The organism is Streptomyces sp. NP-1717, from assembly GCF_022695985.1.
In the GTDB taxonomy this organism is placed as follows: Bacteria; Actinomycetota; Actinomycetes; order Streptomycetales; family Streptomycetaceae; genus Streptomyces.
Genome location: NZ_JAAPBF010000100.1, coordinates 1 through 24,753, shown reverse-complemented (window position 1 = coordinate 24,753; position 24,753 = coordinate 1). Strand labels below are relative to the sequence as shown.

Below are 24,753 nucleotides of genomic sequence, written 5' to 3'. Positions count from 1 at the left end.
CGCAACGACACCCCGCCGGGACCGCCGGAGTTCACCATCGGCGAGCTCGCCGCCCGCACCGGCCTCTCGGTCAAGCTCGTCCGGCACTGGTCGGACCTCGGCATCGCGCCGCCGGCCGGGCGCTCCGCGTCCGGCTACCGCAGATACGGCCCCGAGGCCGTCGCCCGGCTCGATCTGGCCCGGACGCTGCGCGATCTCGGGCTGGGGCTGGCCGAGATCCGGGGCGTCCTGGACCGTGAGCACGGCCTCGCGGAGACGGCGGCGGTCCACGCCGACGCCCTGGAGGCCCAGATCCGTACGCTGCGGCTTCAGCTCGCGGTCCTGCGTTCGGCCGGGCGGCGCGGGTCGACGACGGAGGAGCTGCGGGTGCTGACCGAGCTGACCCGGATGTCGGCGGCCGAGCGTGAGCAGACCGTCCGTGCCTTCGTGACGGGCGCGCTCGACGGCATCGACGCCCCCGGCTACCGCGAGGCCCTGCTCGCCGCCACGCCCGATCTGCCGGCCGATCCCACCGCCGAGCAGGTCGACGCCTGGTTCGAACTGAGCGCTCTCGTCCGGGATCCGGCCGTGTCGGCGGGGCTGCGCGCGATGGCCTCGTACGCGGCCGAGCACTCCCCCTCGGCGCACGAGGAGGAACACGCGGCGGCCGCCGAGCGTATGACGGACTTCTGGACAGGCCGGGTGTCGGAGGCCATGGCGGCGGGTCTCGCGCCGGACTCGCCGTCGGCGGACGACGTCGTCGGCGCGGTGGTCGCCGAGTGGATCCCCACCCAGGAGGGCACGGCGTGGCCCGCCGGAGCAGGGCCGAAGGCCGACGGCGCCGAGGCGCGGGAGCTGCTGCTGGCGCAGTTGGAGATGGCGGCCGATCCGGGCGTCGAGCGGTACTGGCAACTGACCTGCCTCATCAACGGACTTCCGGTCCGTCCGGGGCTGGCCGCGCCGGGCGAGTGGCTGATGACCGCGCTGCGGGCGAATCCGGCGCCGGGTGCGCTGGCCGCCCGGCACGAGGCCCTGTACGCGAGCGATCCGGCGGGCTCGGGCGACGCGCGGGGGGTCTCGGCGGCGCTGGACCCGGACCGGATCGTGGAGACCTGCGCGGCGGTTCTGGGCGAGGTCGGGAAGCTGGTGGCGGAGGTCGGGCCTGACCGGTTCCGCGACCCGACGCCGTGCGCCGACTGGGACGTACGCGCGCTGCTCGGCCACCTGGTGTGGGAGAACCTGATCTGGGCGGGGCTGGCGACGGGCGCTCCGCCCGTGGCACCGAACGGGGGTTCGGAGGCTGACGTGGACCACCTGGGCGACGATCACGTGGCGGCGTTCCGGGACGCCGCCGCCGCGACGCTGACGGCCTTCCGCCGGCCGGGGCTGCCCGAGGAGCGTTTCGGGCCCGCGCCCGGCTGGCGGATGGTGGAGCAGCTGCTCATCGAAATGCTGGTCCACGGGTGGGACTTGGCGAGGGCCACGGGTCGGCCGACCGGCTTCGCACCGGAGATCGCGGACGCCGTGCTGCCGTCGGTACGGGAGATCTACGGCTCGCTGCCCCGCACGGCGGGCGGCTCGTTCGCCCCGGAACGGCAGGCGCCGCCGGGCGCGAACGGGAACGACAGGCTGGCGGCGTATCTGGGACGCGAGGTCTGACGAGCCGTCAGTCACGGGTGATCCGTCCGCCTCCCGCGCGCCCGTGGGGTGAGGAACCCCGGGTCCCGCGGTCAGTCGCTCCTCCGCCCGGCCTGGAGCCGTCTGCGTTCGGGGGTGTAGTGCCACCACGGGCGGCCGGGCTCTCCCCCGGCCTGGTCCACGGCGGACATGACGGTGTCGAGGAGGCAGGGGTCGAGCCGCTGCCCGGCGGCGGCCGACATCCGCTCGTACAGTTCGACCGGGTCCCTCCCGACCAGTTGCGCGATCCTGGTGACACCGACGCTCTCGAAGTGACCGGCCACGGAACGGCCGACGTTGACCAGCTCGGTAAGGTCCGATTCGTCGTGTGAGGCGGTCATCGGACCACTCCTTCTCGTACGCATAACGGCAACGTAGCCACGCGGGCCCGATCGCGTCTTGAACGAATCGGACGGGCTCAGAGAGCGCGGGCCAGCAGCAGCGTCGCGTCGTCGCTGAGAGTTCTGCTGGGCAGCGAGCCGATCACGGCACTGGACAGCTCCTCCAGGGACTTGCCGGCCGGCCCGAGAGCCCGGCTCATCCGTCGCATCCCCACGTCGATGTCCTCGTGCCGCTCCTCGACGAGCCCGTCGCTGTAGAGGGCCATCAGGCTCCCGGCGGGCAGTTCCAGCTCCGCGGCCTCGTACGGCGCCATGCCGAGCCCGAGGGGTGTGCCGTGGGGCAGATCGGGAAACGCGACACCGCCTTCGGGACCGACGACGGCGGGCGGGGGGTGCCCGGCGAGCGCCACCGAGCACGTCCGGGTGGCGGGGTCGTACACCACGTAGACGCAGGTGGCTCCCATCGACGGGACAGGATCGGTGGCCTCCTCCTCGTCCTCCATGAGCCGGATGAACGTGCGGTCCAGCCTGGTCAGCAGCTCCCCCGGCGGCAGGTCGAGATCGGCGAGGGTACGTACGGCGGTGCGCAGTTGCCCCATCGTGGCGGCGGCGTCGACGCCGTGGCCGACGACGTCGCCGACGACGAGCGCGAGGCGTCCGCGCGGCAGGTCGATGACGTCGAACCAGTCACCGCCGACGCTGTCCTGGCCGTCCGCGGGAAGATAGCGTGCCGCCACCTCCATGGCCGTTCCGCCGCTCACCCGGCGTGGCAGGAGTTTGTGCTGCAGGGCCACGGCGTTGGTCCGCTCGCGGGTGTACCGGCGGGCGTTGTCCAGGCTCAGGGCGGCCCTGGCCACCAGTTCCTCGGCCAGCAGCTGATCGTATGCGTCGAACGGCACCGGGTTGTCCGTCCGCACGAACACCACCACTCCCAGCAGGGTTCCGCGAGCCAGGACGGGCACGATCAGCAGCGAGTGCATGCCGAAGTCGCGGATCTTCTCCGCCCTCGCGGGATCGTTGCGCAGCCACATGTGGGACGGGTCGAGCGCCGGCTCAAGCAGGGAGCGGCCCGACGAGAGGACCTGGAGGAAGGGGGAGGGCCGGGGAACGTAGACCACGTCGCCCGTCGTCCACAGGGACTCCGGGCTCCCGGTGCGGATCGACGCGATCCCCGCGCGCCGGAAGGTGGGCAGACGGCCCAGGGACAGCCCGTGCCGCTCCAGCGGCTCCTCGCCGAGTTGCACGGCCTCGGTCAGGTCGACCGTGACGTAGTCGGCGAGCATCGGGACGGAGAAGTCGGCCAGTTCCTGCGCGGTCCGCACGACGTCCAGCGTCGTCCCGATCCGGGCACCGGCCTCGCTGACCACGGTGAGACGGTCGCCGTCCCAGGGGGAGCGTCCCTGGACGCGAAGGACCACCAGACACACCCCCAGCGTCCGGCCGTCGGCGTCGTCCAGGCGGAAGAAGGACGCCAGGAGCCCCCCGTCGCACGGTGCGCGGGAGGCGGCCGGAACGCGGTACTCGCGGCTGACCACGCACTCACCGGTGGTCAGCACCCGCCGCATGATCGCCGACAGCTCGACCGCGTCGCCCGCCAGCGCCTCCTCCGGCCGCCGGCCCAGCCGCTGTTCGCGCGGGATGCCGTCGTAGCGTTCGAGGGCGTCGTTCACCCAGCGGCACCGCAGATCCGTGTCCCAGAAGGCGACGGCCGCGGCCGAGTGCGCGAGGAGGGACCGGAGCGCCGCTCCGGACTCCTCTCCCGCGCGCTCCGCCGCGGCAGCCGCTTCAGAAGCGGCACGGTCCTCTGGCCTCATAGGACATCGCTCTCCTCATGGCCGACTCACTTCGTCAACCGCGACGGCCGATGCACAAGGCAACCCCGGACGGCGCCGACAAATTCCGCGAATACCACCAAAAGGTCGGCCACCGGTTCTCCGTCAGCTCCTCCTCAGCACAGACAGCCCGTCCCGCCGGGGCGCGGGTCCCGCCACCCGTACCGGCGCTCGGTCCGCGCGGACACCAGGGACCGCTCCTCCGGATTGGCCGCGGCGGAGCGCGCACCCGTGGCCCGGAAGGGCTCCAGCAGCGAGTCCACCGTACGGACCGTGCCGCCCGTCACCACCGTCCGTACGGCCGCCGCCGCGTCGATGTCCCGCAGCGGATCGCCCTCCACGAAGACCAGATCGGCGAGCATGCCCGCTTCGAGCGTGCCCAGGTCCTCGTCCACGCCCATGCGGCGGACGGGGTTGGCGGTGGCGGTGCGCAGCGCCTCGTACGGGGTGAAGCCGCCGCGCACCATCGCGCGCAGGTTCTGGTGCAGCGCCAGGGCGGGATCGTCCAGCGGGGCGTCCGAGCCCGCGATGACGCTGCCGCCGCCGCGCTGTACGCGCAGCAGCATGTCGACGCCGCCCGCCAGCAGCGCGCGGTTCAGCGCGGCGTCCGGGCCGCCCGCCGCGTCCGCCTTGGCCACCAGGGCCGTGTAGTCCCACGGCGGGTAGAGCAGTCGGGTCCGTTCGTCGGTGACCAGGGAACGGTCGTCGGCGAGCAGCACGGAGGAGTTCATCAGCGTGGAGGTGACGGGCATCCCGGCGGCCGTCAGGACGGCGATGGCGTCCTGGTACGCCCTGCCCAGCCGGGTCTGGGTCTGCGAGTAGCCGACGCGGTTGCCGCCGCCCGTGTGCTCCATGGCGTCCATGCCGTACGCCGCGTGCGGGTAGGCGTAGTGCGAGGTGACGAGCAGTCCCCGCTCGTGTGCCTGGCGGGTGACCGCGCGCTCCAGTGGGGCCTGCAGCCGGATGTAGGTCTTGACGAGGTCGTAACCGAGCCGTTCGGCGCGCTCCATCTCCAGCCGCAGCTGGTCGGCGCCGACCACGGGACGGGCGAAGTTCCAGAACACCCGCGCCCCGTCCAGGGCGTCGCCCGTACCGAAGAAGCGCGGCCCCACCTGGGCGCCGGACTCGATGGCCTCCCTCGTCTCCACCATCTGATAGGCCGGATCGCCCGGTGACAGCACGGTGGTGATGCCGTACGACAGCAGCAGGCGTCCCGTGCGGTCGCCCCACTGCCGGCCGCGTATGTGCCAGTGGAGATGGGCGTCGACCAGGCCGGGCATCGCGGTCAGGCCCGACAGGTCCACGACGGTGTCGCCCCGGCCCTGTCCGGCGGGGCGGATCGCGGTGATCCGGTCGCCCTTGACGACGATGTCGGCGGCGCCGCGCAGTTGCCGGGCGCGCCCGTCCCACACGGCACCGGCGCGGAGCACCACGGTGCGGTCCGTCGCCGGCCTGCGGTAGGTGAGGGGGACGGGCACGGTGCGGGGGGTGCCGCCGGTGAGCGGGACGGTGCGCAGCGTGCCGTTGCTCAGATAGAAGAGACCGCCGTGCGCGTCCACGGAGAGGGAGTCGGTGACCTCCGTGGTGATCTGCTCGGGTGCGCCGGTGATCCGCCCGGTGGGATCGACGGGCACCCGCCAGGCCGTGCTCTCCATGACGAAGACGAAGTGCTTGCCGTCCGGGGTCCACACGGGTCCGTCGTCGCCGCGGGTGGCGATCGACCGGTGGGCGGCCACGGGCTGCGAGCGGGTGGCGCCGGTGGCCAGGTCGACGGTGAGGACTTCGCTCAGCCCGGCCCGGTTGCGCCTGGAGTAGGGCTGGTTGGCGGCGACCGCGAGGTGGGCGCCGTCCGGGGACCAGGTGGGGCGGCCCGGCTGGAAGAGGACGGGCAGCACCTGGCGTACGGCGCCGGAGGCGATTTCGAGCACCCAGGTCGCGCCGATCTCGTCCTGGTAGGCGATCTTCGTGCCGTCCGGGGACCAGCGGGGGGTGAGCTGCGCGCCCGGCAGGGAGGTCAGCCGTACCGGCTCGCCGCCGGTGAGGTCCCGGCGCCACAGCGCGGCCGTTCCCGAGCGGTCGCTCGCGTGGACGAGGGCAGTGCCGTCGGGCGACCAGTCGGGGTCGGAGTTGAAGAATCCGTCGTCGGCCAGTCTGACGGGGGCCTCGCCGGTCTTCATCACCCACAGCGCGTTCAGGGCCCGGAAGGCGATGCGCTGCCCGTCGCGGGAGACGACCGGGCTCGCGATCCCCTTGGCCTGCCGTGCCTTGGTGGAGGTGAAGTCCCTGACCCTCGGTTCCCAGGGCTTGCGGGTGAAGGTGACCGTCGCGGTGAAGTCCACCGTCCGGGGGGTGGAGCCGGGGCGCAGCCGGCGGACGTGCCCGCCCGCCGTGTAGAGCAGGTCGCCGTCCGGGGTCCAGGAGGTGCGCAGGGCGTGCACGTCCTCGCCGGAGGCGGCCACGTCGTCGTCGATCATGAGGTCGGCGCGGGTGCCGGTGAACCGCACGTAGCTCACCCGGCGCCCGTCCGGGCTCGGCGCCGGGCCGAAGATCTTCGCTCCGGCACTGGCGGTGATCAGCCGGGTCCTGGTGCCGGTCGCCACGTCCACGGAGTCGATCGCGGCGTCGTTCACCGTGCAGAGGATCGTCCTGCCGTCCGCCGACCAGGCGGGCGTGCCGTCCTCGTCGGGGCCGGTGGTGAGCTGCGTACGGACGCCGGTGGCCGGGTCGAGCAGCCACAGGTCGTTGCTGCCCGACCGGTCGGAGGTGAAGACGATCCGGCCGCCGTCGGGCGCGTACTGCGGCTCGCGGTTGTCGTAGGCGTCGTCGGTCAGCCGGGTGAGGCCGGTGCCGTCGCGCTTCACCGACCACAGCTGGTAGGCACCGTCGCGGAAGGACTGGAACACGACACGGCTGCCGTCCGGCGCCCAGTGCGGCTGGGTGGCGTCCTGGAGTTCGCCGGTGAGCCGGACGGCGGCGCCGCCCGCACCGGGCACCAGCCAGATCGCGCTCAGTACGTCGACGGCGAGGCCGGTGCCGTCCGGGGAGAGGGCGGCGGCCATGTTGGTGCCCTCGGAGACGGTGACGGTGACGGTGACGGTACGAGGCGTGCCGCCGGGCGACTCGGCGGGCCGCCCCGGCTCCGGGCCGGCCGCGGTGGCCCGGCCCGCGCTCGTACCCCCGGCGGTCAGCGCGCCGGCGGTCACCGCACCGCTCACGGCCAGGACGTGCCGTCTGCTCGGGCCGGGAGCGGGGGCGGGGGTGGCGTTCGTGGTGTCCATCGGGTTCTCGTGTTTCTTCAGGAGGGACGTGCCGTCAGGAGGGACATACCGCGTGCAGGAAGCGGGCCAGCCGGGCGACGCCTTCCTTGATCGCGTCGGGGTCCAAGTAACTACAGGCCAGGCGGAGTTGGTAGTCGCCGCCGCTGCCGATATAGAAGTGGGACATCGGAGTCCACAGGACGCCGAACTCGCGGGCGGACCGCTCCAGCAGCCGCTCGTCCGCCGGTACGGGAAGCCGCACCCGGACGAAGAAGCCTCCACGCGGCCGGTTCCAGGAAACCCCGGCGGGCGCGCCGGTGCCCGGTCCGAGCGCGCTCTCCAGCGCGTCCAGCAGCAGACGCAGATTGCGCTGGTACAGCGCGGCCTTGGCGCTGACGACCGAGGCCAGCGAGCCCCGGTGCTCCAGCAGGATGCCGCCGACGACGGCCTGGGCGATCGGCGAGGTGTTGACCGTCACCATGCTCTTGAGCGTGGCGAGTTCGTCGGCGAGCAGTCCGGTGCGGCCCGACGCGTCCCGTACCCGCTGGTCGGCGACGACGTAACCGACCCGGGCTCCCGGCATGCACACCTTGGCGAACGTGCCCAGATGCACGACCCGTTCACCGCCGGGCAGCGCCTTCAGCGGCGGGAGCGCGCCCGGCTGTCGCGCGGTGAACGCGTAGGCGTTGTCCTCCAGCAGGAGGAAGTCCTCGCGTGCGGCGACGTCCAGCAGCCGGTGGCGGTCCGCCAGGCCGAGGAAGCCGCCGGACGGGTTGGAGAAGTCCGGTGCGACGTACAGGGCACGGATACGGCGGCCCGCCTCGCGCGCCGCCCGGCACACCTCGTCCAGCTGGGCGAAGTCGATCCCGTCGTCGGTGTCGTCGACCGGGACGAGGTCCACACCGAGCAGGCCGGCCGCCCCGGACAGGCCGACGAAGCACGGGTTGACGACCGCCACGAGGTCCGTGGGCCCGGCGGCGAGCGCGCGCAGCGCCAGCAGCATCGCCTCCTGGCAGCCGACCGTGATCACCACGGACTCGGGCGGCACGTCGATGCCCTGGTCGGTTCGGAGCGCGCCCGCCACCAGATCACCGATGAGACCCCGGCTCGGCCCGTACTGGTAGAGCAGCCGTTCGGCCCGGTCGGGCTTCAGCCCCCGGTCCTCGGTGAGATGGCGGAGATAGCGGTCGATGTGCCGGGGGACGTCGATCTGGTCGAAGAAGCTGATGTGCGGGGCGCCCGGTGCGAAGGAGAGCGCGTCGGGGAAGCGGCCCATCACCTCGTTGAGGAAGTTGATCGATCCCATCGCCGGGGAGCCCAGGGAACTGTGCAGGCGCTCGCGCCGCAGGACGACACCTGCCCCTTCGGTCACCGGCCCGTCTCCGCGCCGCTCCGCGTCTGCGACCGCGCCGAGAAGCGGCCCACCTTGTCCAGCACGTCCTCGCCGTAGAGCCGTTCGGCCTGGGCCAGCGAGAACTCCGCCATGTATGCGCGGAACGCGTCGAGGGGCTCCTCCGAGACGCGCAGCATCCGCCGGTTGGCGAGCACGGCGGGCGCCGCCAGCTGGGTCACGGCGTCGTCCACCGCCCGGTCCATCGCCTTCGGGTCGACCACCTCGTCGATCAGCAGCCGGGCGTCCGGCTCGCCCGCCCAGATCTTGCGTCCGCCGAGCACCGCCTGGCGGGCCACCCGGCCGCCGGTCAGCCGCGCGAGCCGGAAGTTCGCCGCGCCGGGCACGATGCCCTCCTGGGCGGCGGGGAGGCTGAGGTAGGAGTCGGCGGCGGCGATCACCTTGTCCATCACCAGCAGCAGCTGGGTGCCGCCACCGATGGCGAACGTCTCCACCGCCGCCACCCACGGCTTCTCCACGCCGTGCGCCGGGAAGGTGTCCGGGCGGCCGCACAGGGACAGACCGCGGTACATCTTGCTGATGTAGCCGAGTTCGCGCTGGAGCAGGAAGCCGGTGAACGAGATCCGGCCGTGGTGCAGATCGGCCAGGTTGACGCCCGCGCTGAAGACCCGCCGCCCCCGGTGGCGCGGGTGGGTCATGGGCCCGCCGCGCAGCACGCCCACCCTGATCCCGTCGTCCAGCAGCACAAGGTCGACGGCCACTTCGAGCTGGGCGATCAGCTCGTTGTCCTCGGCGTTGAGACAGGCGTCGTTGTGGAAGGTCACATGGCCACCGTCGCCGTGGCGCTCCACCGTCACCTTGCCCAGCTCGGCCCGTCCGGTGGCCCGGAAGTCCGGCAGCAGCGCGTGTGCCCGGGGCGTCGGGTCCCGCATCACGTCGAGCAGGTGCGTGCCCGCGCCGGGCAGCCGCAGGATCTCCCGGAAGAAGATGCCCTGGTCGATCTCCCGGCCTTCCTTGTCCGCCTGCGCGTGGCGCAGCTCCTCGGCCAGCTGGGCGCCGTCCGGGACGAGTCCGGGGAAGCTCTCGGCCGCCGCGCCCGCCAGCTCGGTCAGCCCGAGCCGTACGGTACGTCCTTCGGTCAGCCGGTCGTAGACCGCCGCCGCGTGGGTCCGCAGGAAGGCGGCCCGCAGCTCGCGGCAGGCTCGGTGGATCGCCGCGGCCGACAGCTGCTGCTCCTCGGAGCGGTCGGAGCGCGGCGGCAGCGCGGCCAGCGGTGCCTCGCGGTCGCGGATCTCGGCGGCCAGCGCGAGGGCGGCGGCCGACAGCTCACCGCCGCCCGCCGGGGCGGCGGGGGCGGGGACGGATCTGGGAAAGCCTGACGTCGTCACGCGGTTCCTTCGGACGAGGAAGAGGGAGAGGGAAGAGCGTGCGGGTCCCCGTCCGGGCGGGCGGGGAGCCGCTTCGTACGGGAGGTCAGCGCGTCCGGGCCGACGAGCCGTCGGCGGCGGCCTCTTCGGCCGCTGTCGGTCCGGCCGTGGTGCGGCGGCGCAGGCTGCGGTCGCACGCGGCCAGATGGGCGCCCAGGGCCTCCTCGTAGCTGGGGGTGGCGTCGAACAGCAGCCGGCGCCGTATCGACCACTCGCGGCCCGGCACGGCCGACAGCTCGCCCGCCACCAGCACCGCGCGGCGCAGGGCCGCCTCGCCGCCGTCCGCCGTCTCGTCCACCAGGTCCAGATCGGCGGCCTGTTCACCGTCGAGCCAGGGGCGGCGCAGCAGCAGGCGGCGCGCCCGCGCGGTGCCGATCTGCTGGGCCAGCCGGTGCACGGCCGTGCTCGGCCACGCGCCGTCCTCGGCGCCCGGGAGCCGCAGACGCGCGTCGCCGGCCGCGATCCGGTAGTCGGCGGTGAGCAGCGTCTCCAGAGCGGGGCCGGTGCAGGTGCCCTCCACGAGCGCGAGGGTGGGGCGCCCCGAGGTCTCCAGCCGGCGCAGCGCCCGCTCCCAGGTGTTGACCAGATGGATGCCCGTACCGGCGGGGGACGCGCCGTCCGCGGCGCCGGAGCCGCCCAGCAGGAGCAGGACGACACCGCTGTCGGCGCCCTCCGCCTTCTCGGCGGCGGTGCGCACGCGGTCGGCCAGCGCCGGGGTCAGTTCCTCGTCGCCGACCGTCAGGACGGCCGCTGCCTCGTCGTGGAGACGGACGGTCAGGGCGTTGGGGGTATCGGTATCCGTGCCGGACACGGTCACACTTCCTTCGTCGTCCGCCGGTGAGGGCGGTGAGGGTGGTGGGGAGAGCGGGGGTGGTTCGGTCGGTGCGGTGGGTGAGGTGGCACGGGCGCCGTCACCACTGGACGAGCGCGGTCTCGATGGTGGAGCCGGGGCCCATGGTCATGAGCACGCCGTAATCGCCGCGCCGTACCCGGCCCTCCTCCATCAGGCGTTCGTAGGAGAACAGGAACGAGCCGCTCGACAGGTTTCCGTAGTCGCGCAGCACCCCGGTGGTGTGGCGCAGCGCGTACGTGCTGAGGCCGAGATTGACCTTCACGGAGTCGATGACCTTCTTGCCGCCCGAGTGGACCAGCCAGTGGTCGATGTCCGCGCGCTCCAGACCGGTGCCGCCGAGCAGCCGGTCGACCACCTCCTCGGCGTTCGCCCCGACGACGTACGGCACGTCGCGGTCGAGGAAGAAGCTGAACTTGCCCTGGTCGTCGTCCCAGTCGTAGCGCATGGCGTCGACCGCTTCGGGGATGATGCGGCTGGCGGCCTTCAGTACGGTGCCCACGGGCGCCGCCTCGTCGGCCTCCCCCGCCTCCCCCGCCTCCACCGCCTCCGTCGTCTGCGCGCTGTGCGCCGCGTGTCCCGTTCCCGCCGGATCGGTGACCATCACGACGGCCGCCGCGCCGTCGCCGAAGAGGCTGTTCACCACCGAGGTGCGCATGGTGCCGTCGAAGACGTAGGCGGCGGAGCAGACCTCCGCGCAGACCATGACGGCCGCCTGCCCGGGGTTGGCCGCCGACCAGGACGCGACGGCGGCCATGGCGTTGAGGCCGGCGTTGCAGCCCATGCCCACGACGTCGAGGCGGCCGGTGGAGACCGGCAGCCCCGCGTCCTTGACGAGATGGGCGGAGAAACCGGGTGTGAGCAGTCCCGTGGTGGTCACACAGCACAGGTATCCGACGTCGGAGAGCGCGAGCCCGGCGCGCTTCAGGGCCGTCTCCAGTGCCTCCCTGCCCGTCCTGATGCCCTGCGCCTTGTGCTTGGCGAGCAGTTCGCCCTGGGTCTCCGTCTTCCGTGTGCCGTCGGCCAGTTCGGGCGGCAGGGTCAGATAGCGGCGCTCGATGGCGCTGTTGAGGAAGACGGACCTGATCCGGGGGTCCTCGATGCCGAACAGTTCCAGCATCTCGCGCTGGGTGTAGGAGTTGGCGGGGGTGGCCGTACCGAAGCCGACGACCGACGGCCGGGGCCCCGCGTTCGCCGTGCTGAGCCGCTGTCCGGGCGCCCGGGTGCCGGGCGCGGTGGAGACGCCGGTGGTGGTGGCGGTGGGTGCCGTGGCGGTGGGTGCCGTGGCGGTCATACCGGCACCTCCAGCTCGTTGGTGGCCAGCTCGATCTGCTCGGTGGTGTGCGCGGCCGAGACGGCCATCCGGATCAGACCGCTGCCCTTGGCCACGGTCGGGAAGAACGCGGGGGTGACGATGACACCCGCCTTGCGCAGCCGCGCCGCGGCCACCAGCGCGTCCTCCTCGCTCTTGAACAGCGCCCCGCGGATCGGCGACCGGGTGCCCGCGTTGAACAGCGCGCCTCCCGTGCGGGAGTCGAAGAGTTCGGTGTTGCGCCACAGATCCCGCTGGAGCCGCGCGACCGTACCGTCGAGATGCAGCTCCGCCGACGCCCGGCAGGCGCTGATGACGGGAAGAGCGATGGGTCCCCCGAAGATCAGCGGATTGCCGAATCTTCGCAGCTCCACCGTGTCCTCCTCGGTGTTCAGCAGGACGAAGCCCCCGTTGCTGCCGCCGAACGCCTTGGCGAGCGAGCCGACGAGGATCACCGAGGCGGGCAGCCCGCCGGGCAGGTGGCGGAACTCCTCGTACGCGAAACCCGCCCCCTGCTCACCGGTGATCGACACACCGTGCGCGTCGTCCACGTACAGATAGCCCTCGGCCGCCGCGCACAGGTCGTACAGCGCGGCCACGTCGATGAGCCCGCCCATGGACCCCACGCCGTCCACCAGGACGATCGGCGTGCGGCCGGCGTCGCGTACCGCCGCCAGCCGGACGGCGAGGTCGTCCAGGTCGTCGCAGTCGAACCGGTCCACGTCGCCGATCTGTTCGAGCACGCCGCGCAGCACCTGGATGGACGCGTGCGCGGTGCGCTCGATCAGGAAGGTGACGCCGCTCGCCGACACCGGGTAGCTGGGCAGCACACCCGTACCCAGCAGCGGCAGCACCCCCAGGTGGACGCTGCCGACCGCCGTGAAGCACGTGGCGTGCCGGCCGCCGTAGACGGTGCCGAGCATCCGCTCCAGCGATTCGAGGTCCTCGTACCGCATCCGGGTGCGGGACGAGGAGAACTGCACGCCGACCCGGCGCAGGCCGGCGACGGCCGCCTCCACCAGGGCGGGGTGGGTGTCGAGGCCGAGATAGGAGCAGGAGATGAACTCGACGGCGTTGCGGCCGTCGGCGAGCGTCACCTCTTTCCCCTGGCGCCCGGTGAAGACATGGCTGGTCAGGTCGGTGGCGATGGCCCGGGTCAGCGCGTCCGACGTCTTGTCTACGCGCGTGGCTACCCAGTTGTGTCGTTCGATCGTACGAGGCATCTGAGTGTCTCCAGGGATGCGTACGGATGCGTGAGAAGGAGCGGTCGGAGCTGTGGTCGGGGCGGCGCGGAACTCTCGCGGGAGCGGCGTGACGGACGTGTCGCGGAAGGGAGTTCAGCCGGCCGGGCGGTTGACGAAGAAGGGTGTCTTGCCCCGTGCCGTGTGGTGGAACTCGGAGCTGTCGACCCGCTCCAGCGTCAGCCCGCGGTACAGCGGCGCGGTGAAGACCCTCCCCATGTGGTAGGCGCCGTGCAGCGCGGCGACGGCGTCCTCGGCCGTGACCGAGGGCGGCGTACGTTCCGAGACCAGCAGCCGGATCGAGAAGCCCGGATCGTGCTGGGTCACCTGGAACTGGCAGTCGGCCGGGTCGCTGATGCCCAGCGTCGCCAGCCGCTCCATCACCAGATCACGGGAGATGGTGGTGCTGTCGACATTCATGGACATGCCCACCCGGCCCGTGAGGGTCAGCTGCCGCGCGGCGCTGCCGCACAGGCAGGGGCGGGTCTCGATGAATCCCTCGTCGCCGATCCGGTAGCGCAGCAGCGGCATACCGGAGTCGGTGAGCATCGTGACGACGACCTCGCCGACGCGGCCGTCGGGCTGTATCCGCTCGGCCTCCGTGTCGACCACCTCGACCACCAGCACGTCCTCGTGCAGATGGTGGGTCGAACCGCTCTGGTAGGTGCACTGGTAGCCGACGGGCCCGGTCTCGCTGGTGGAGTACGAGAACGAACGCACCCGCAGATCGGGCCGGGCGTCCGCGAGTTGGCGCTCCCTGCTCTCGCCGAGGATCTCCCCGATGTACAGCAGACTGTCCACGCCGCGCAGGAGTTCACGCGTGGCGTCGCCGGTCAGCAGCCCCGTGCCCGCCGAGGGTGAGCAGATGACCGCGTCCACCCGGTTCTCCTGCAGCAGCTCCGCCGTCTCCGGGGAGGCGAGGGCGCTGCTGCCCATGGGGAACGACATGGCCGGCAGCAGTTCCGTGACCTCCTGGGCGAAGGTGAAGGCGCCGTTCAGCTCGCCCGGGTAGAGGAAGTTGGCGATACGGCGGGGATGCGGCCGCAGCGCGCTGCGCACCCCGCGCGCACCGAGGGCCGAGACGCGGCGGCTGAACTCCCACGAGTGGTAGATCATCTTGCGCCGTCCCGAGGTACCGCTGGAGCGCAGGACGAGCCCGGAGCGGCCGTCGCCGAGTACCAGATTCTCCGAGGCGGGCGGACAGGACGCCTGGAGATCGGCCGGTGAGAACAGGGAGAGTTTGAGCAGATCGCGGGGCACCCGCACGTCGAGCGCCCCGGGCCAGCCGGCGGCCACCGCCGGATTCCTCTTCAGGGCTTCCACGGTGCGGGCGAGATTGCGCTGCTGTATTTCTTCGAGCTGCGCACGCGTCAGAATGTCGAGATTCTCTGCCAGTTCAATCTTGGACGACTCACCGGCACGCTCCTCGCCGTGACGCGAGGCCGGATACATTTCCCCCAGCACGATTTCCTCACTTGGTCCACTGTTCAACAGATTTCCCTGTCCGAATCACTCGACCGAGGCATACTTTTCGGCCATTGCACCGCTGCTACCGGGCCGGAAACAGATGAATTCCGATTGCTTCCGCCTATGCCCCGACGCCCTCCTCACGGCGGCGTGTTCGCCACCGCGGGCCGATTCCCGTTCCGGTCCGCGGCCCGGTATCCGGGCCAGTCCGGCGGGCGCCGGCCGTTGAACGCGGCGACACCCTCCGCCCAGTCGGCAGAGAAGGCGACCGCGTGCCAGGCGGCGTCCTCGGCTTCGAGCCCCGCCGCCAGATCCCGGCCCTGCCCCAGTCGCAGCGCGCGCTTGGCGGCCCGCAGCGCGACCGGCGAATTGGCCGCGTAGGTCCGCGCGAGATCGAGAGCCGTGGCGCGGACCGCGCCGGCGGTGGCGAGGACGTCCACCAGACCGAGGTCGCGTGCTTCGGTGGCCGGTACCCGTCGCCCGCTGAAGATCAGCTGGGCCGCGACGGCCGCACCGACCCTGCGGGGCAGCAGCTGCGTACCACCGCCGCCCGGAATGACCCCGACCGTGGTCTCGGGCAGCCCCACGGTCGCCCCCGGGTCCGCCACGATCACGTCGCAGGACAGCGCGATCTCGTAGCCACCGCCCAGCGCGTAGCCCTGAACAGCGGCGATGACCGGCATGGGCAGCGCCAGCACGCCCGCGTACGCCGCCCGGCTGCCCGGCCGCGCCGCGGCCCGGTCGACCTCGGTCCAGCCGGCACGCTCCTTGAGGTCGGCGCCCACACAGAACGCGCGTTCGCAGCGGGAGGTGATGACGGTGACGCCGACGGAGGGATCCTGTCCGAGATCCGCCGTCGCGGCGGCCAGTGCGGCGCCGAAGTCGGTTGAAACCGCGTTCATGCGTTCTGGCCGATTCAGGACCAGCTCGGCGATCCGGCCGTTGTGTGTGCGGTGAACGAGAATGTACGCTCCGTAGCGCAGTTCGGACATCACGCCCTGCTCGGTCCGGGATCGGGGCAAATGTCTGCCATCGACGGTGAGCAAGCCGTCCCGCTGTGAATTCCGGCCACGGTCGAACATGGCACGTTCGGACATGTGATTGCGCGCAGCACGACTCGCTTCTCCCCCGACGTAATCAGTGCCTGATACGACGTAAATCTGCCACCCGCCGAGAGGGGCCCGCCAGTGCGCATGGACGTCGTAATGCCGCCAGGCGAGAATGCGACGGGCCGAAAACCCGCCAAATTGCCTGAACGGATTAATCTGGATTCTTCGGACATGAGGTAGTGCAGTGAATATGCCAGCTCACCATGTTGACCGTTCCCCGCTCCCGATAGACGAGGAGATCACCACGGCCTACGCATTCCTCTGCGGTTCGGGGAGCGCGTCCGTGGAGCAGATCGCCGCCGCGCTGGGAATCGGAATCGACGGGGCGCGGCAATTGATCGGCCGCCTCACGGAGTTACATCTGATCGATTCCGCCGGGGACGGCACGTACACACCGGGATCGCCCCGGGCGCTCGGCGCCGGCGTCATCGCCCCCGCCATCAGACAACTGGAGAGCGGTCAGCAGCAGATCATCAGGATGATGGCGGAGCTGGACGCCCTCACCAAGATCTACGAACAGAGTCCCGCCGAGCGGCTGCGCCGCCCCCGGATCGAGATCCTGCCCGAGGTCGCCGCCGTACGGGCGGTCCTGACCGAACTCTCGGCGGGAGCGCGGACGGAGATCCTCACCTCCCAGCCGGGCGGGGCCCGGCCCGCCGATGTGCTGCGCGAGTCCCTCGAACGGACGGAGGCGGTGCTGCGCCGCGGCATCACCATGCGCACCGTCTACCAGTACACCGCCCAGTTCTCCCAGGTCACGGTGGACTACGTCCGCCATGTGACGGAGCGGGGCGTCGAAGTGCGCATGCTCGGCGACGCCTTGATGCGCATGATCATCTTCGACCGGGAGATCGCGGTCCTGCCGCAGTACGACCGGGACGGTGCCGTGGTCGTCAGCGACCGGAGCATCGTGGACTTCGCCGTGCAGGCGTTCGAACGCGCTTGGCCGGTGGCGAGGCCGTTCCCCGTCTCGTACGACCAGGGCCAGGTCAAGAGCACCTCCGTCGACATCCAGCTCTCCATCTCGCGGTTGCTGGTGGAGGGGCTGGAGGACAAGGTGATCGCCCGCCGCATGGGCATGTCGCTGCGGACCTGCCAGCGCCATATCTCGGAGATCATGTCGCGCATCGGGGCCCGCAACCGGATGCACGCGGGCTATCTCCTGGGCAAGCTGATCGACGGTCAGAACTGACCGGGCACCGGCGCTCCGCGCTCAGGACCGGTCGCGGTCCCGGGCGGACGAGGCGCCGGGCGGGGCGTCCGGCGATTCGTCGGACGAGCCGCCGGGAGAACCGCCGGAAGCGGCCTCGGGCGCGGCCTCGGAAGCGCCCGAGGGGACGACGTACCGGGTGACGGCGAGACCGCCCACCAGCAGCACCAGCCCGGCCAGCACACCCACCCCCATGCCGAAGTGGGCCGGCTGCGGCAGCCAGGACGCGGAGGTGCTGACCGCGAGCCCGGCCGCCATGTTCCCGCAGATCTCACCGATGGCCGTGACCAGGCTGACGAGCGCGATGACATCCGTCAGCCGGGCCTGCGGCACCGTGTCCGCCGCCTCCACCTGGATCTTCGGGAAGGCCAGACACTCCGCGACGGCGAACAGCGTCAGCCCCGCGAGGATGAGCGCCAGACTGCCGGTGAAGGAGAGCACGAGCCCCGTGCCCCCGCCCACCGCGACGATCAGATACAGCGCGCGGCGCCTCAGCCGGGTGAAGAACGGCAGGAGCGCCAGCTGGATGGCGATGATCGCCAGCGGCTGGAAGCTGAGGAACAGCGTCCGGTGCTCCGCCTGGGAGGGGTTGACCACCTCGTACAGCAGGATCATCGCGTAGAGGAACCCCATCGCGAAGTAGATCGCGAAGGTGTAGCCGAGCACCACCGCGACCGCGGGCTCCCGGATGACGGTGAGCCGTCCACGCAGCCCGTTCGCGCCCCGGGGCGGCAGCGCGAAGTCGAGCCCCCGGGCGAGGAGTCCGACGGTGACCCCGATCGCCGTCTCGACGGCGGCCAGGACGAGCAGCGCGGGAACCCCGGCCCGCCCGACCGGCCCCGCCGCGAGCGGCGCCAGCACATAGGCGGTGTTCAGCAGGATGAAGAAGACCTGGAAGACCTGGCTGCGGCGGTCGTCGGTCGCCGCGGCCACCAGCAGGGAACGCACCGCGGGGCGTGAGACGCCCACGCCGAGACCGGCCAGCACCGCGAAGAGGTACAGCGCCGGGGCCGAGGTGCTGACGGAGACGGTGACGAATCCGGCGGCCTTCAGCGACGAGGCGATCGTCAGGACCCAGGCCGGATGGACCCGGCTGAACGCGATCGGCGTGACCAGCGCGCCGACCAGGGCCGAGCCGACGTGTACGGACAGCGCGAAGGAGAAGACGGACGGCGCGATCCGCCCGCCGTGCAGGACCGCCACCGGAAGCAGCGTGAGCACCATCGCCAGACCGAAGTTGGACAGCAGGGTGAAACCCAGCCCCGCTCCCACGGCCCGGGGGTGCCAGCCCGTCCGCGGCGTCCCCGTCTCGGTAGCCGTTCCCGTCATGCGACGGACGCCGGGGCGGGCTCGGACAGCAGCCGGCCGACCCACGGGAAGAACGCGTCGGCCAGCTGCGACCGGGCGGGCTCGGGCATCGAGGAGAACTCCGCCATGGCGGTCCCCCACTCGCCGAGCACCGGCCCGTCGTCGGTCAGCAGCCAGTCCACGCAGAGATATCCGGCCTGGAGATCCGCGACGATCCGCTCCACGTCACCGAGCACGGACGCCACGTCCGGGTTGGCGCTCGAACTGCCGCCCTGGGTGATGTTGGCGAGGTACGCGCCCTCCGCCGGGCTGCGCAGCATGCTCGCGGCGAACTTCCCGTCGACCATCGCCACCCGCAGATCACCCTTGTTGGGCAGGTACTCCTGCACGATGTAGCTCTGCCCGGTCTGGGACGCGATGTCGACGGCGGCCCGCAACTGCTCGTAGCTGTCCAGCTTCAGCACACCGAAGCCGATGCCCATCTCGCGCGCCTTGAGGATGTACGGCCCCTCGCCGATCTCCTTACGGACGACATCGAGACCCTTGCGCGCGTAGCGCCCGAAGGGCAGCGCCACCGTATTAGGCACCCGCACCCCGAGCGTCGAGGCACGGGCCAGGATCGCCAGCTTGTCGCGCTCCAGGCACTCCGGCCCGACGAGCGAGCGGTTGAGCAGGACGGAGTCACTGGCGTCGATGGCCCGGTAGATGCCCCGCAGGAAATGGGTGGCCTGCGGGTCACCGCTCACGTCGTCCACAATGTACGCCTGCCGCGTGCGGAGCAGGTCGACCCCGTCGTGCCACAGCCGGGGGCGCTCGTCGCACGCGGGCACGAGTTCGTTCGCGCTGATGAACCGGAAGGCGAATCCGTGCCTCGCGCAGGGCTCCGCCCAGCGCTCGGTCATCTGCTCGGTGATCTTGTCCACGTACTCCGGCAGAAAGTCGTCCGGATGGCAGATCCACGTCACCAGGCGCTCATTCGCCACGATCGCAACTCCTACGAGAGACCTCATCGGCATGTGACGGCACCCCCGCGACCCACTACGACCGCTGCACCGACGACGTCTCACTCTTTCAGGATTCGGCCCGGCCTCCCGCTCCTCCAGGGGCTCGGATCTTCGCCTTGCGCCGATGCGACAGGGGTACGAGGGGCGGACGGGACCGCGGTCGGCGGACCAGTGCGGCGGGGGTCGCGGACCACGGGGCCGGGCCGTGTCTCAGGCGGTACGCCGCAGCAGCGCCAGATACATCGCGTCCGTGCCGTGGACATGCGGCCACAGCTGGACGTCCGGGCCGTCCCCCAGCGCCGTGACGCCGGGCATCAGCGGCCGGGCGTCGATCCATTCGGCCTCGGCGGCGGCGCCGCCCCTGCCCTTGAGCACGTCCTCGACCACGACGCGCGTCTCGGCGAGGTGCGGGGAGCACGTCGCGTAGCCGACCACCCCGCCCACCCGCACGGCCTTCAGCGCCTCGCGCAGCAGTGAGCGCTGGACTGGCGCGAAGCCCTCCAGGTCCTCGGGGCGCCGTCGCCAGCGGGCCTCCGGGCGGCGGCGCAGGGCGCCGAGGCCGGTACAGGGGACGTCGACCAGGACGCGGTCGAAGACACCGGGCCGCCACGGCGGGCGGGTGCCGTCGGCGGTGATCACCTGGTACGGGCCGGGGTTGCCCGCGAGCGCGCGCTCGACCAGGCGCGCCCGGTGCGGCTGCTTCTCGGAGGCGAGCAGCCGCGCCCCCCGCCCGGCGGCCAGCGCGCCCAGCAGCGCCGCCTTGCCGCCGGGGCCCGCGCACCCGTCGAGCCAGCGTGCGTCGGTGCCCTCCAGCGGCGCGTTGGCGAGCGCCACCGCGACGAGCTGGCTGCCCTCGTCCTGGACTCCGGCCCGGCCCTCGCGCACGGCGTCGATGGCGCCCGGTTCGCCGCCCTCGGTGAGCCGGACCGCGTACGGCGACCAGCGCCCGGGCAGTCCGGACTCCTCGCCCAGTGTGTCGAGGAGTTCGCCGGCCGAGACCCGCCCGGGGCGCGCGACGAGCGTCACCTCGGGGCGTTCGTTGTCCGCTTCGAGCAGGTCCTCGATACCGCCCCGGCCACCTCCGAGCGCGTCCCAGAGCGCGGAGACGATCCAGCGGGGATGCGAGTGGACGACGGCGAGGTGGTCCTCGGCGTCCTCGTCGTACGGCGGGGCGACGCGCTCCACCCAGGTGTCGAGGTCGTCCTTGGAGATCTTCCGCAGCACGGCGTTGACGAACTTCGCGCGCCCGTCGCCGAGCACGACGCGGGCCAGTTCGACACTCGCCGACACGGCGGCGTGCGTGGGGATGCGGGTGCCGAGCAACTGGTGTGCGCCGAGGGCGAGTACGTCGAGCACGGGCGGGTCGACCTGGCGCAGCGGGCGGTCGATGCACGCGGAGATGATCGCGTCGTACGTGCCCTGGCGGCGGAGCGTGCCGTAGACCAGTTCGGTCGCGAGCGCCGCGTCGCGGTTGTCGAAGTCGCCCGCCTCCCTGGCCTTCTTGAGGAGGGGCGGCAGGACGAGGTTGGCGTAGGCGGCGCGCTCGTCGACGGCCCGCAGCGCCTCGAAGGCGAGCATCCGCACGGGATCCTTCTTGGGACGGCGGTAGGGCTTGGAGGGACGGCGACGGGCCTGCTCGTTCAAAGGTGCTCCGCTGTTGACATGGTGCTGCGCAGAAGTGCCGCGCGCGAGGGTGTGGCGATGCGGCGTGCGGCGGTGCCGCGTGTGGCGGTCGGACTCCCTCAGCGTACGTCCGCGGCTCCCTCGGCCGCGCCGAGCCGCTCACCGGGGGCGATCCGCACACCGCGGGCCCAGTCGGCGGCCCGCATGGGCTTCTTGCCCTGCGGCTGGACCCAGAGCAGTTCGACGGCGTACGAGCCGGTGCCGACGTGCACGGAGTTCTTGCCGACGGCCGGCTCCCCGGGGGCGAGGTCGGTGCGGTCGGGCGTGGGCGTGAGCTGGATCAGCTTGAGGCGTTCGCCGCGGAAGAGGGTCCAGGCGCCGGGCGCCGGGGTGCAGCCGCGTACGACACGGTCGACACGCAGCGCGGGCGCCGCCCAGTCGACCCGCGCGTCGTCGACGGTGAGCTTGGGCGCGAGCGAGACGCCGTCGGACGGCTGCTGTACGGCCTTGAGCGTGCCGTCCTCGATGCCGTCCATGGTCGCGGCGAGCAGCCCGGCTCCGGCGAACGCGAGCCGGGTCAGCAGGTCACCGCTGGTGTCGGTGGGCCGTACGTCCTCGGTGATCACGCCGTAGACCGGTCCGGAGTCCAGCCCCTCCTCGATGAGGAAGGTGGCCGCGCCGGTGGTCTCGTCCCCGGCGATCACCGCGTGCTGTACGGGTGCGGCGCCGCGCCAGGCGGGCAGCAGCGAGAAGTGCAGGTTCACCCAGCCGTTGGCCGGGATGTCGAGGGCGACGCGGGGCAGCAGCGCCCCGTAGGCGACGACGGGGCAGCAGTCGGGGGCGATCTCGCGCAGCCGGGTCAGGAAGGCCTCGTCGCGCGGTTTGGCGGGCCGGAGGATCTCGATGCCCGCCTCTTCGGCGCGCTGCGCGACGGGGCTGGCGACGAGCCTGCGGCCCCGGCCGGAGGGCGCGTCGGGGCGGGTGACGACGGCGGCGACCTCGTGCCGGCCGGAGGCGATCAGTGCGTCCAGGGCTGGTACGGCGACCTCGGGGGTGCCTGCGAAGACGAGCTTCACTGCGGGACTTCCTCGCTCTCTGGTGCGGCTTCCGGTCCGGCGCCGACGGGCGGGCGAAGAGGCCCCGGTGCGGCCGACGGCGGACAGCGGTCCAGTCTATGGGCCGTCCGGTGGCCCGGACGGCAGGGGGCGTACGGGAGCCCGTGCACCCCAGGCATATGCGCATACGCCCCCGCAGCGTGACCACAACGGCGGGTGGCGCGTTGTCAAGGGAGATTGACCTCAAACGGGCCGCCCGGTGTGGCCCGTCCGTTTCAACCCCGGTTCGAGAGGCTTGTTCATGGCCGACCACGCAACCCACGACGCACAAGCCCGGGCAAATCTGCACCTGTTGGTGCGGGACATCGAGCGGGTCCGCCGGCAGGTGGACGCACTGCGCACCCTCACCGCCCAGTTGGGCAACGTCTACCGCCCGCGCCGTTCGGGCCCCTCGACGGGCTTCGTCGTCTACGGCCGGGCGCCAGCACCGACCGTCCGTCTCGCGCAGGAGTTGCGGGACAGTGTCGAGAGTCTGGTGACGGCGGCCGTGGACTTCGATCGCTCGCTGGGCTTCTCGTGGGACGCGGTCGGCTCGGCGCTCGGTGTCACCAAGCAGGCGGTGCACCGCCGTTACGGTACGCGGCGCGCCGCCCAGCAGGCGGCGCTCGCCGAGGGCGACCGCCCGGCGGACACCGCGCAGCCCCGCGCGGCGGGCCCGGCGCCGGGCGTCCCGGCCGTGCCAGCGGCCCGGTCGATGCCCCCGCAGCCGTCGGTGGCCGCGCAGCCGCTCCGTGAGGAGGCGCGCCCGGGGGCGTTCCCGGGTCCGCGCAACGGCTGACGCCGGGAGCTGTCTCCGTCGGGCGCCGGACCCGCCGCGTCGGCAGCGGCCCCGGCCCCCGGAGCGGGCGCCGTACGACCCGCTCCCGGGCGGCACACGGCCGGTCAGCCGATGTCGGGTGGATCGATCCGGATGCGCACCGGGTCGCCGCCGCCCCGGGCCAGCCGGCCCGCCTGGGCCGCCTTCAGGGCCGTCGCCAGCGCGGCGCCGCTGCCCGGTGGCACGCGCAGCAGCGCCCGCTCCCACACCTCGCCCGGCGGCGGGTCACCGGTCCTGCGGGGCCGGGCCGGGTCCGTGACCGGCAGCGGGACGGGGCCCAGGACCTCGGCGTCGGGCGGCAGTTCGGCGGCGGCCAGGAACGCGGCCACCGCGTCGGGCCCGCCGGTCACCGCCGCCATCCGGGACACCGGCGGGAAGCCGAGCTCCGCGCGCTCGGCCAGTTCGCGCTGGGCGTGGCCCACGGGATCCCATCGCACGAGCGCCTGGACGGGCCGCAGGGTCGGCTCGGCCACGACCACGACCGTCCCGCCGTCGGCCTGGCCCCGGACCAGCGACGCGGCGTGCAGCCAGCGCCGCAGCGCCTCCTCCCCCGCCCTCAGGTCGGGCCGGCCGAGCATCGCCCAGCCGTCGAGGAGCAGCGCCGCCGCGTAGCCGCCCTCGGCGACGGGCTCTGCGCCGGGCGTGCTCACCACGAGCGCGGGGCGCCCCGGCACGGCGTCGAGGATGTGGTCGCGGCCGGACGTGCGCACCGGGACCGCAGGGAACGCCCTGCCCAGCTCCTCGGCCGTGCGCCGCGCGCCCACGACACTGGCGCGCAGCCGCGTACCGCCGCACTCCGCGCAGCGCCACGCGGGCTCGCCGCGCCCGCACCACCCGCAGTGCAGCTCCCGCTGCTCGGGCGCTTCCAGGGGTCCGGCGCAGTGCCGGCAGCGGGCGGGCGTACGGCAGCGCTCGCAGCCGAGCCGGGGTACATAGCCGCGCCGGGGCACCTGCACGAGGACCGGGCCGGTCTTGAGCCCTTCCCGGACCGCCTGCCAGGCGAGGCTCGGCAGCCGGGCCGCGCGCGCGGCCTCGTCGCGCGCCAGTTCGCCGTCCCCCACCGTGCGGATCAGCGGCGCGGCCGTACGCAGCCGCTCCCGGTCGGCCGTCATCGGCAACGCCCAGCCCGTCTCGACCAGTTGGGCCGCCTCGACGGTGCAGCCCGTACTGCCCAGCAGGAAGGCGCACCTGTCGTGCGCGGCGCGCAGCAGCAGGACCTCGCGCGCGTGCGGCAGCGGCGCGTGCTGTTCGCTGTGGCTGGAGTCGCCGTCGTCCCAGATGGCGACGAGCCCGAGATCGCGTACGGGAGCGAACATGGCCGCGCGGGTCCCCACGACGGCCCGCACCGCGCCGCGCCGGACGGCGAGCCACTGGCCGTACCGCTTCTGCGGGCCCGCCTCCGCGGTGAGCAGCGCGTGGTGTCCCTCGCCGAGCAGGGCCGTGAGCGCGGTGTCGACGCGCGCCGCGGCGCGGCCGTCGGGGACGACGACGAGCGCCCCGCGCCCCGACGCGAGGGTCGCGGCGACCGCCCGCGCCAGTTCGTCCGCCCAGTGCGGTCCGGGCAGCGCGGTCCACACGGCCCTCGGGGAGCCGCCGTCGGCGAGCGCGTCCAGGAAGGCCGGGCCCTTCGCGTACCGCTCCCAGGTGCCGACCTCCGGCCTGCCGGGCGCGGGCAGCGGATCGGGTGAGGGTTTCGCCTCCGCGCGCGCGTTCCTCGGTGGCACCGCCAGTTGCAGGACGTCGGCGAGGCTGCCCGCGTAACGGTCGGCGACGGCCCGCGCGAGCCCCAGCAGCTCGGGGCCGAGCACCGGCTCGGGCGAGACGACACCGGCC

At 72.8% G+C, this 24,753-nt stretch carries 18 protein-coding genes; 3 read left to right on the top strand and 15 right to left on the bottom strand.

Annotated features, from left to right (window positions below; all coding sequences use genetic code 11):
* Positions 1–1,638 (top strand): TIGR03086 family metal-binding protein (locus tag GXP76_RS20330; protein WP_277993614.1); only part of this gene is annotated, 1,638 nt, incomplete at its 5' end.
* Positions 1,639–1,709: 71 nt separating this feature from the next.
* Here GXP76_RS20330 and GXP76_RS20325 read toward each other — a convergent pair.
* From GXP76_RS20325 to GXP76_RS20275, 10 genes are all read right to left on the bottom strand, one after another.
* Entirely contained in the window at positions 1,710–1,997 is a 288-nt protein-coding gene (locus tag GXP76_RS20325) for a helix-hairpin-helix domain-containing protein (RefSeq protein WP_242572982.1), read from the bottom strand.
* A gap of 77 nt (positions 1,998–2,074) precedes the next feature.
* Positions 2,075–3,811, bottom strand: a complete 1,737-nt coding sequence (locus GXP76_RS35675) for a SpoIIE family protein phosphatase (RefSeq protein ID WP_277993613.1) — start codon at positions 3,809–3,811, stop codon at positions 2,075–2,077.
* A 134-nt stretch (positions 3,812–3,945) separates the two neighbouring features.
* Positions 3,946–7,107, bottom strand: coding sequence for an amidohydrolase family protein (locus GXP76_RS20310; RefSeq protein WP_242572981.1), 3,162 nt, complete (start codon positions 7,105–7,107; stop codon positions 3,946–3,948).
* A gap of 34 nt (positions 7,108–7,141) precedes the next feature.
* Positions 7,142–8,458, bottom strand: a complete 1,317-nt coding sequence (locus GXP76_RS20305) for a PLP-dependent aminotransferase family protein (protein ID WP_242572980.1) — start codon at positions 8,456–8,458, stop codon at positions 7,142–7,144.
* Positions 8,455–9,825: a (3,5-dihydroxyphenyl)acetyl-CoA 1,2-dioxygenase DpgC gene (gene dpgC, locus GXP76_RS20300; protein ID WP_242572979.1), complete on the bottom strand. Its 1,371-nt coding sequence runs from the start codon at positions 9,823–9,825 to the stop codon at positions 8,455–8,457. The genes GXP76_RS20305 and dpgC overlap by 4 nt, the downstream gene beginning before the upstream one ends.
* Positions 9,826–9,910: 85 nt before the next feature.
* Positions 9,911–10,675 (bottom strand): enoyl-CoA-hydratase DpgB, encoded by a 765-nt coding sequence (gene dpgB, locus GXP76_RS20295; RefSeq protein ID WP_242572978.1) that lies wholly within the window; start codon positions 10,673–10,675, stop codon positions 9,911–9,913.
* Positions 10,676–10,775: 100 nt separating this feature from the next.
* Positions 10,776–12,008, bottom strand: a complete 1,233-nt coding sequence (dpgA, locus tag GXP76_RS20290) for a 3,5-dihydroxyphenylacetyl-CoA synthase DpgA (protein WP_277993612.1) — start codon at positions 12,006–12,008, stop codon at positions 10,776–10,778.
* Positions 12,005–13,249 carry an aminotransferase class I/II-fold pyridoxal phosphate-dependent enzyme gene (locus GXP76_RS20285; RefSeq protein ID WP_242572977.1) on the bottom strand — a complete coding sequence of 415 codons (1,245 nt, stop codon included), beginning with the start codon at positions 13,247–13,249 and terminating at the stop codon, positions 12,005–12,007. The genes dpgA and GXP76_RS20285 overlap by 4 nt, the downstream gene beginning before the upstream one ends.
* A 114-nt stretch (positions 13,250–13,363) precedes the next feature.
* Positions 13,364–14,758, bottom strand: coding sequence for a phenylacetate--CoA ligase family protein (locus tag GXP76_RS20280; RefSeq protein ID WP_242572976.1), 1,395 nt, complete (start codon positions 14,756–14,758; stop codon positions 13,364–13,366).
* Between the two features lie 116 nt (positions 14,759–14,874).
* Positions 14,875–15,726, bottom strand: coding sequence for an enoyl-CoA hydratase/isomerase family protein (locus GXP76_RS20275; RefSeq protein ID WP_242572975.1), 852 nt, complete (start codon positions 15,724–15,726; stop codon positions 14,875–14,877).
* Between the two features lie 400 nt (positions 15,727–16,126).
* On the opposite strand from GXP76_RS20275, the gene GXP76_RS35900 reads away from it, so the two are divergent.
* The gene (locus GXP76_RS35900; protein ID WP_242572974.1) at positions 16,127–17,035 is read left to right on the top strand and encodes a helix-turn-helix transcriptional regulator; all 909 of its coding nucleotides are present in this window, start codon (positions 16,127–16,129) and stop codon (positions 17,033–17,035) included.
* Positions 17,036–17,056: 21 nt separating this feature from the next.
* Here the strand turns inward: GXP76_RS35900 and GXP76_RS20265 are convergent, their stop codons facing one another.
* The 4 genes from GXP76_RS20265 to fmt form a co-directional block, all read right to left on the bottom strand.
* Positions 17,057–18,382: a hypothetical protein gene (locus tag GXP76_RS20265; RefSeq protein ID WP_242572973.1), complete on the bottom strand. Its 1,326-nt coding sequence runs from the start codon at positions 18,380–18,382 to the stop codon at positions 17,057–17,059.
* A complete protein-coding gene (locus tag GXP76_RS20260; RefSeq protein ID WP_242572972.1) occupies positions 18,379–19,344 on the bottom strand; it encodes a RimK family alpha-L-glutamate ligase in 966 nt (321 codons plus the stop codon). The genes GXP76_RS20265 and GXP76_RS20260 overlap by 4 nt, the downstream gene beginning before the upstream one ends.
* A gap of 231 nt (positions 19,345–19,575) precedes the next feature.
* Positions 19,576–21,009, bottom strand: coding sequence for an RsmB/NOP family class I SAM-dependent RNA methyltransferase (locus GXP76_RS20255; RefSeq protein WP_242572971.1), 1,434 nt, complete (start codon positions 21,007–21,009; stop codon positions 19,576–19,578).
* 98 nt (positions 21,010–21,107) lie between these two features.
* Positions 21,108–22,064, bottom strand: coding sequence for a methionyl-tRNA formyltransferase (fmt, locus tag GXP76_RS20250; RefSeq protein WP_242572970.1), 957 nt, complete (start codon positions 22,062–22,064; stop codon positions 21,108–21,110).
* Positions 22,065–22,344: 280 nt separating this feature from the next.
* On the opposite strand from fmt, the gene GXP76_RS20245 reads away from it, so the two are divergent.
* Positions 22,345–22,881, top strand: coding sequence for a hypothetical protein (locus tag GXP76_RS20245; RefSeq protein WP_242572969.1), 537 nt, complete (start codon positions 22,345–22,347; stop codon positions 22,879–22,881).
* A 104-nt stretch (positions 22,882–22,985) separates the two neighbouring features.
* Here the strand turns inward: GXP76_RS20245 and GXP76_RS20240 are convergent.
* Positions 22,986–24,753 (bottom strand): primosomal protein N' (locus GXP76_RS20240; protein ID WP_242572968.1); only part of this gene is annotated, 1,768 nt, incomplete at its 5' end.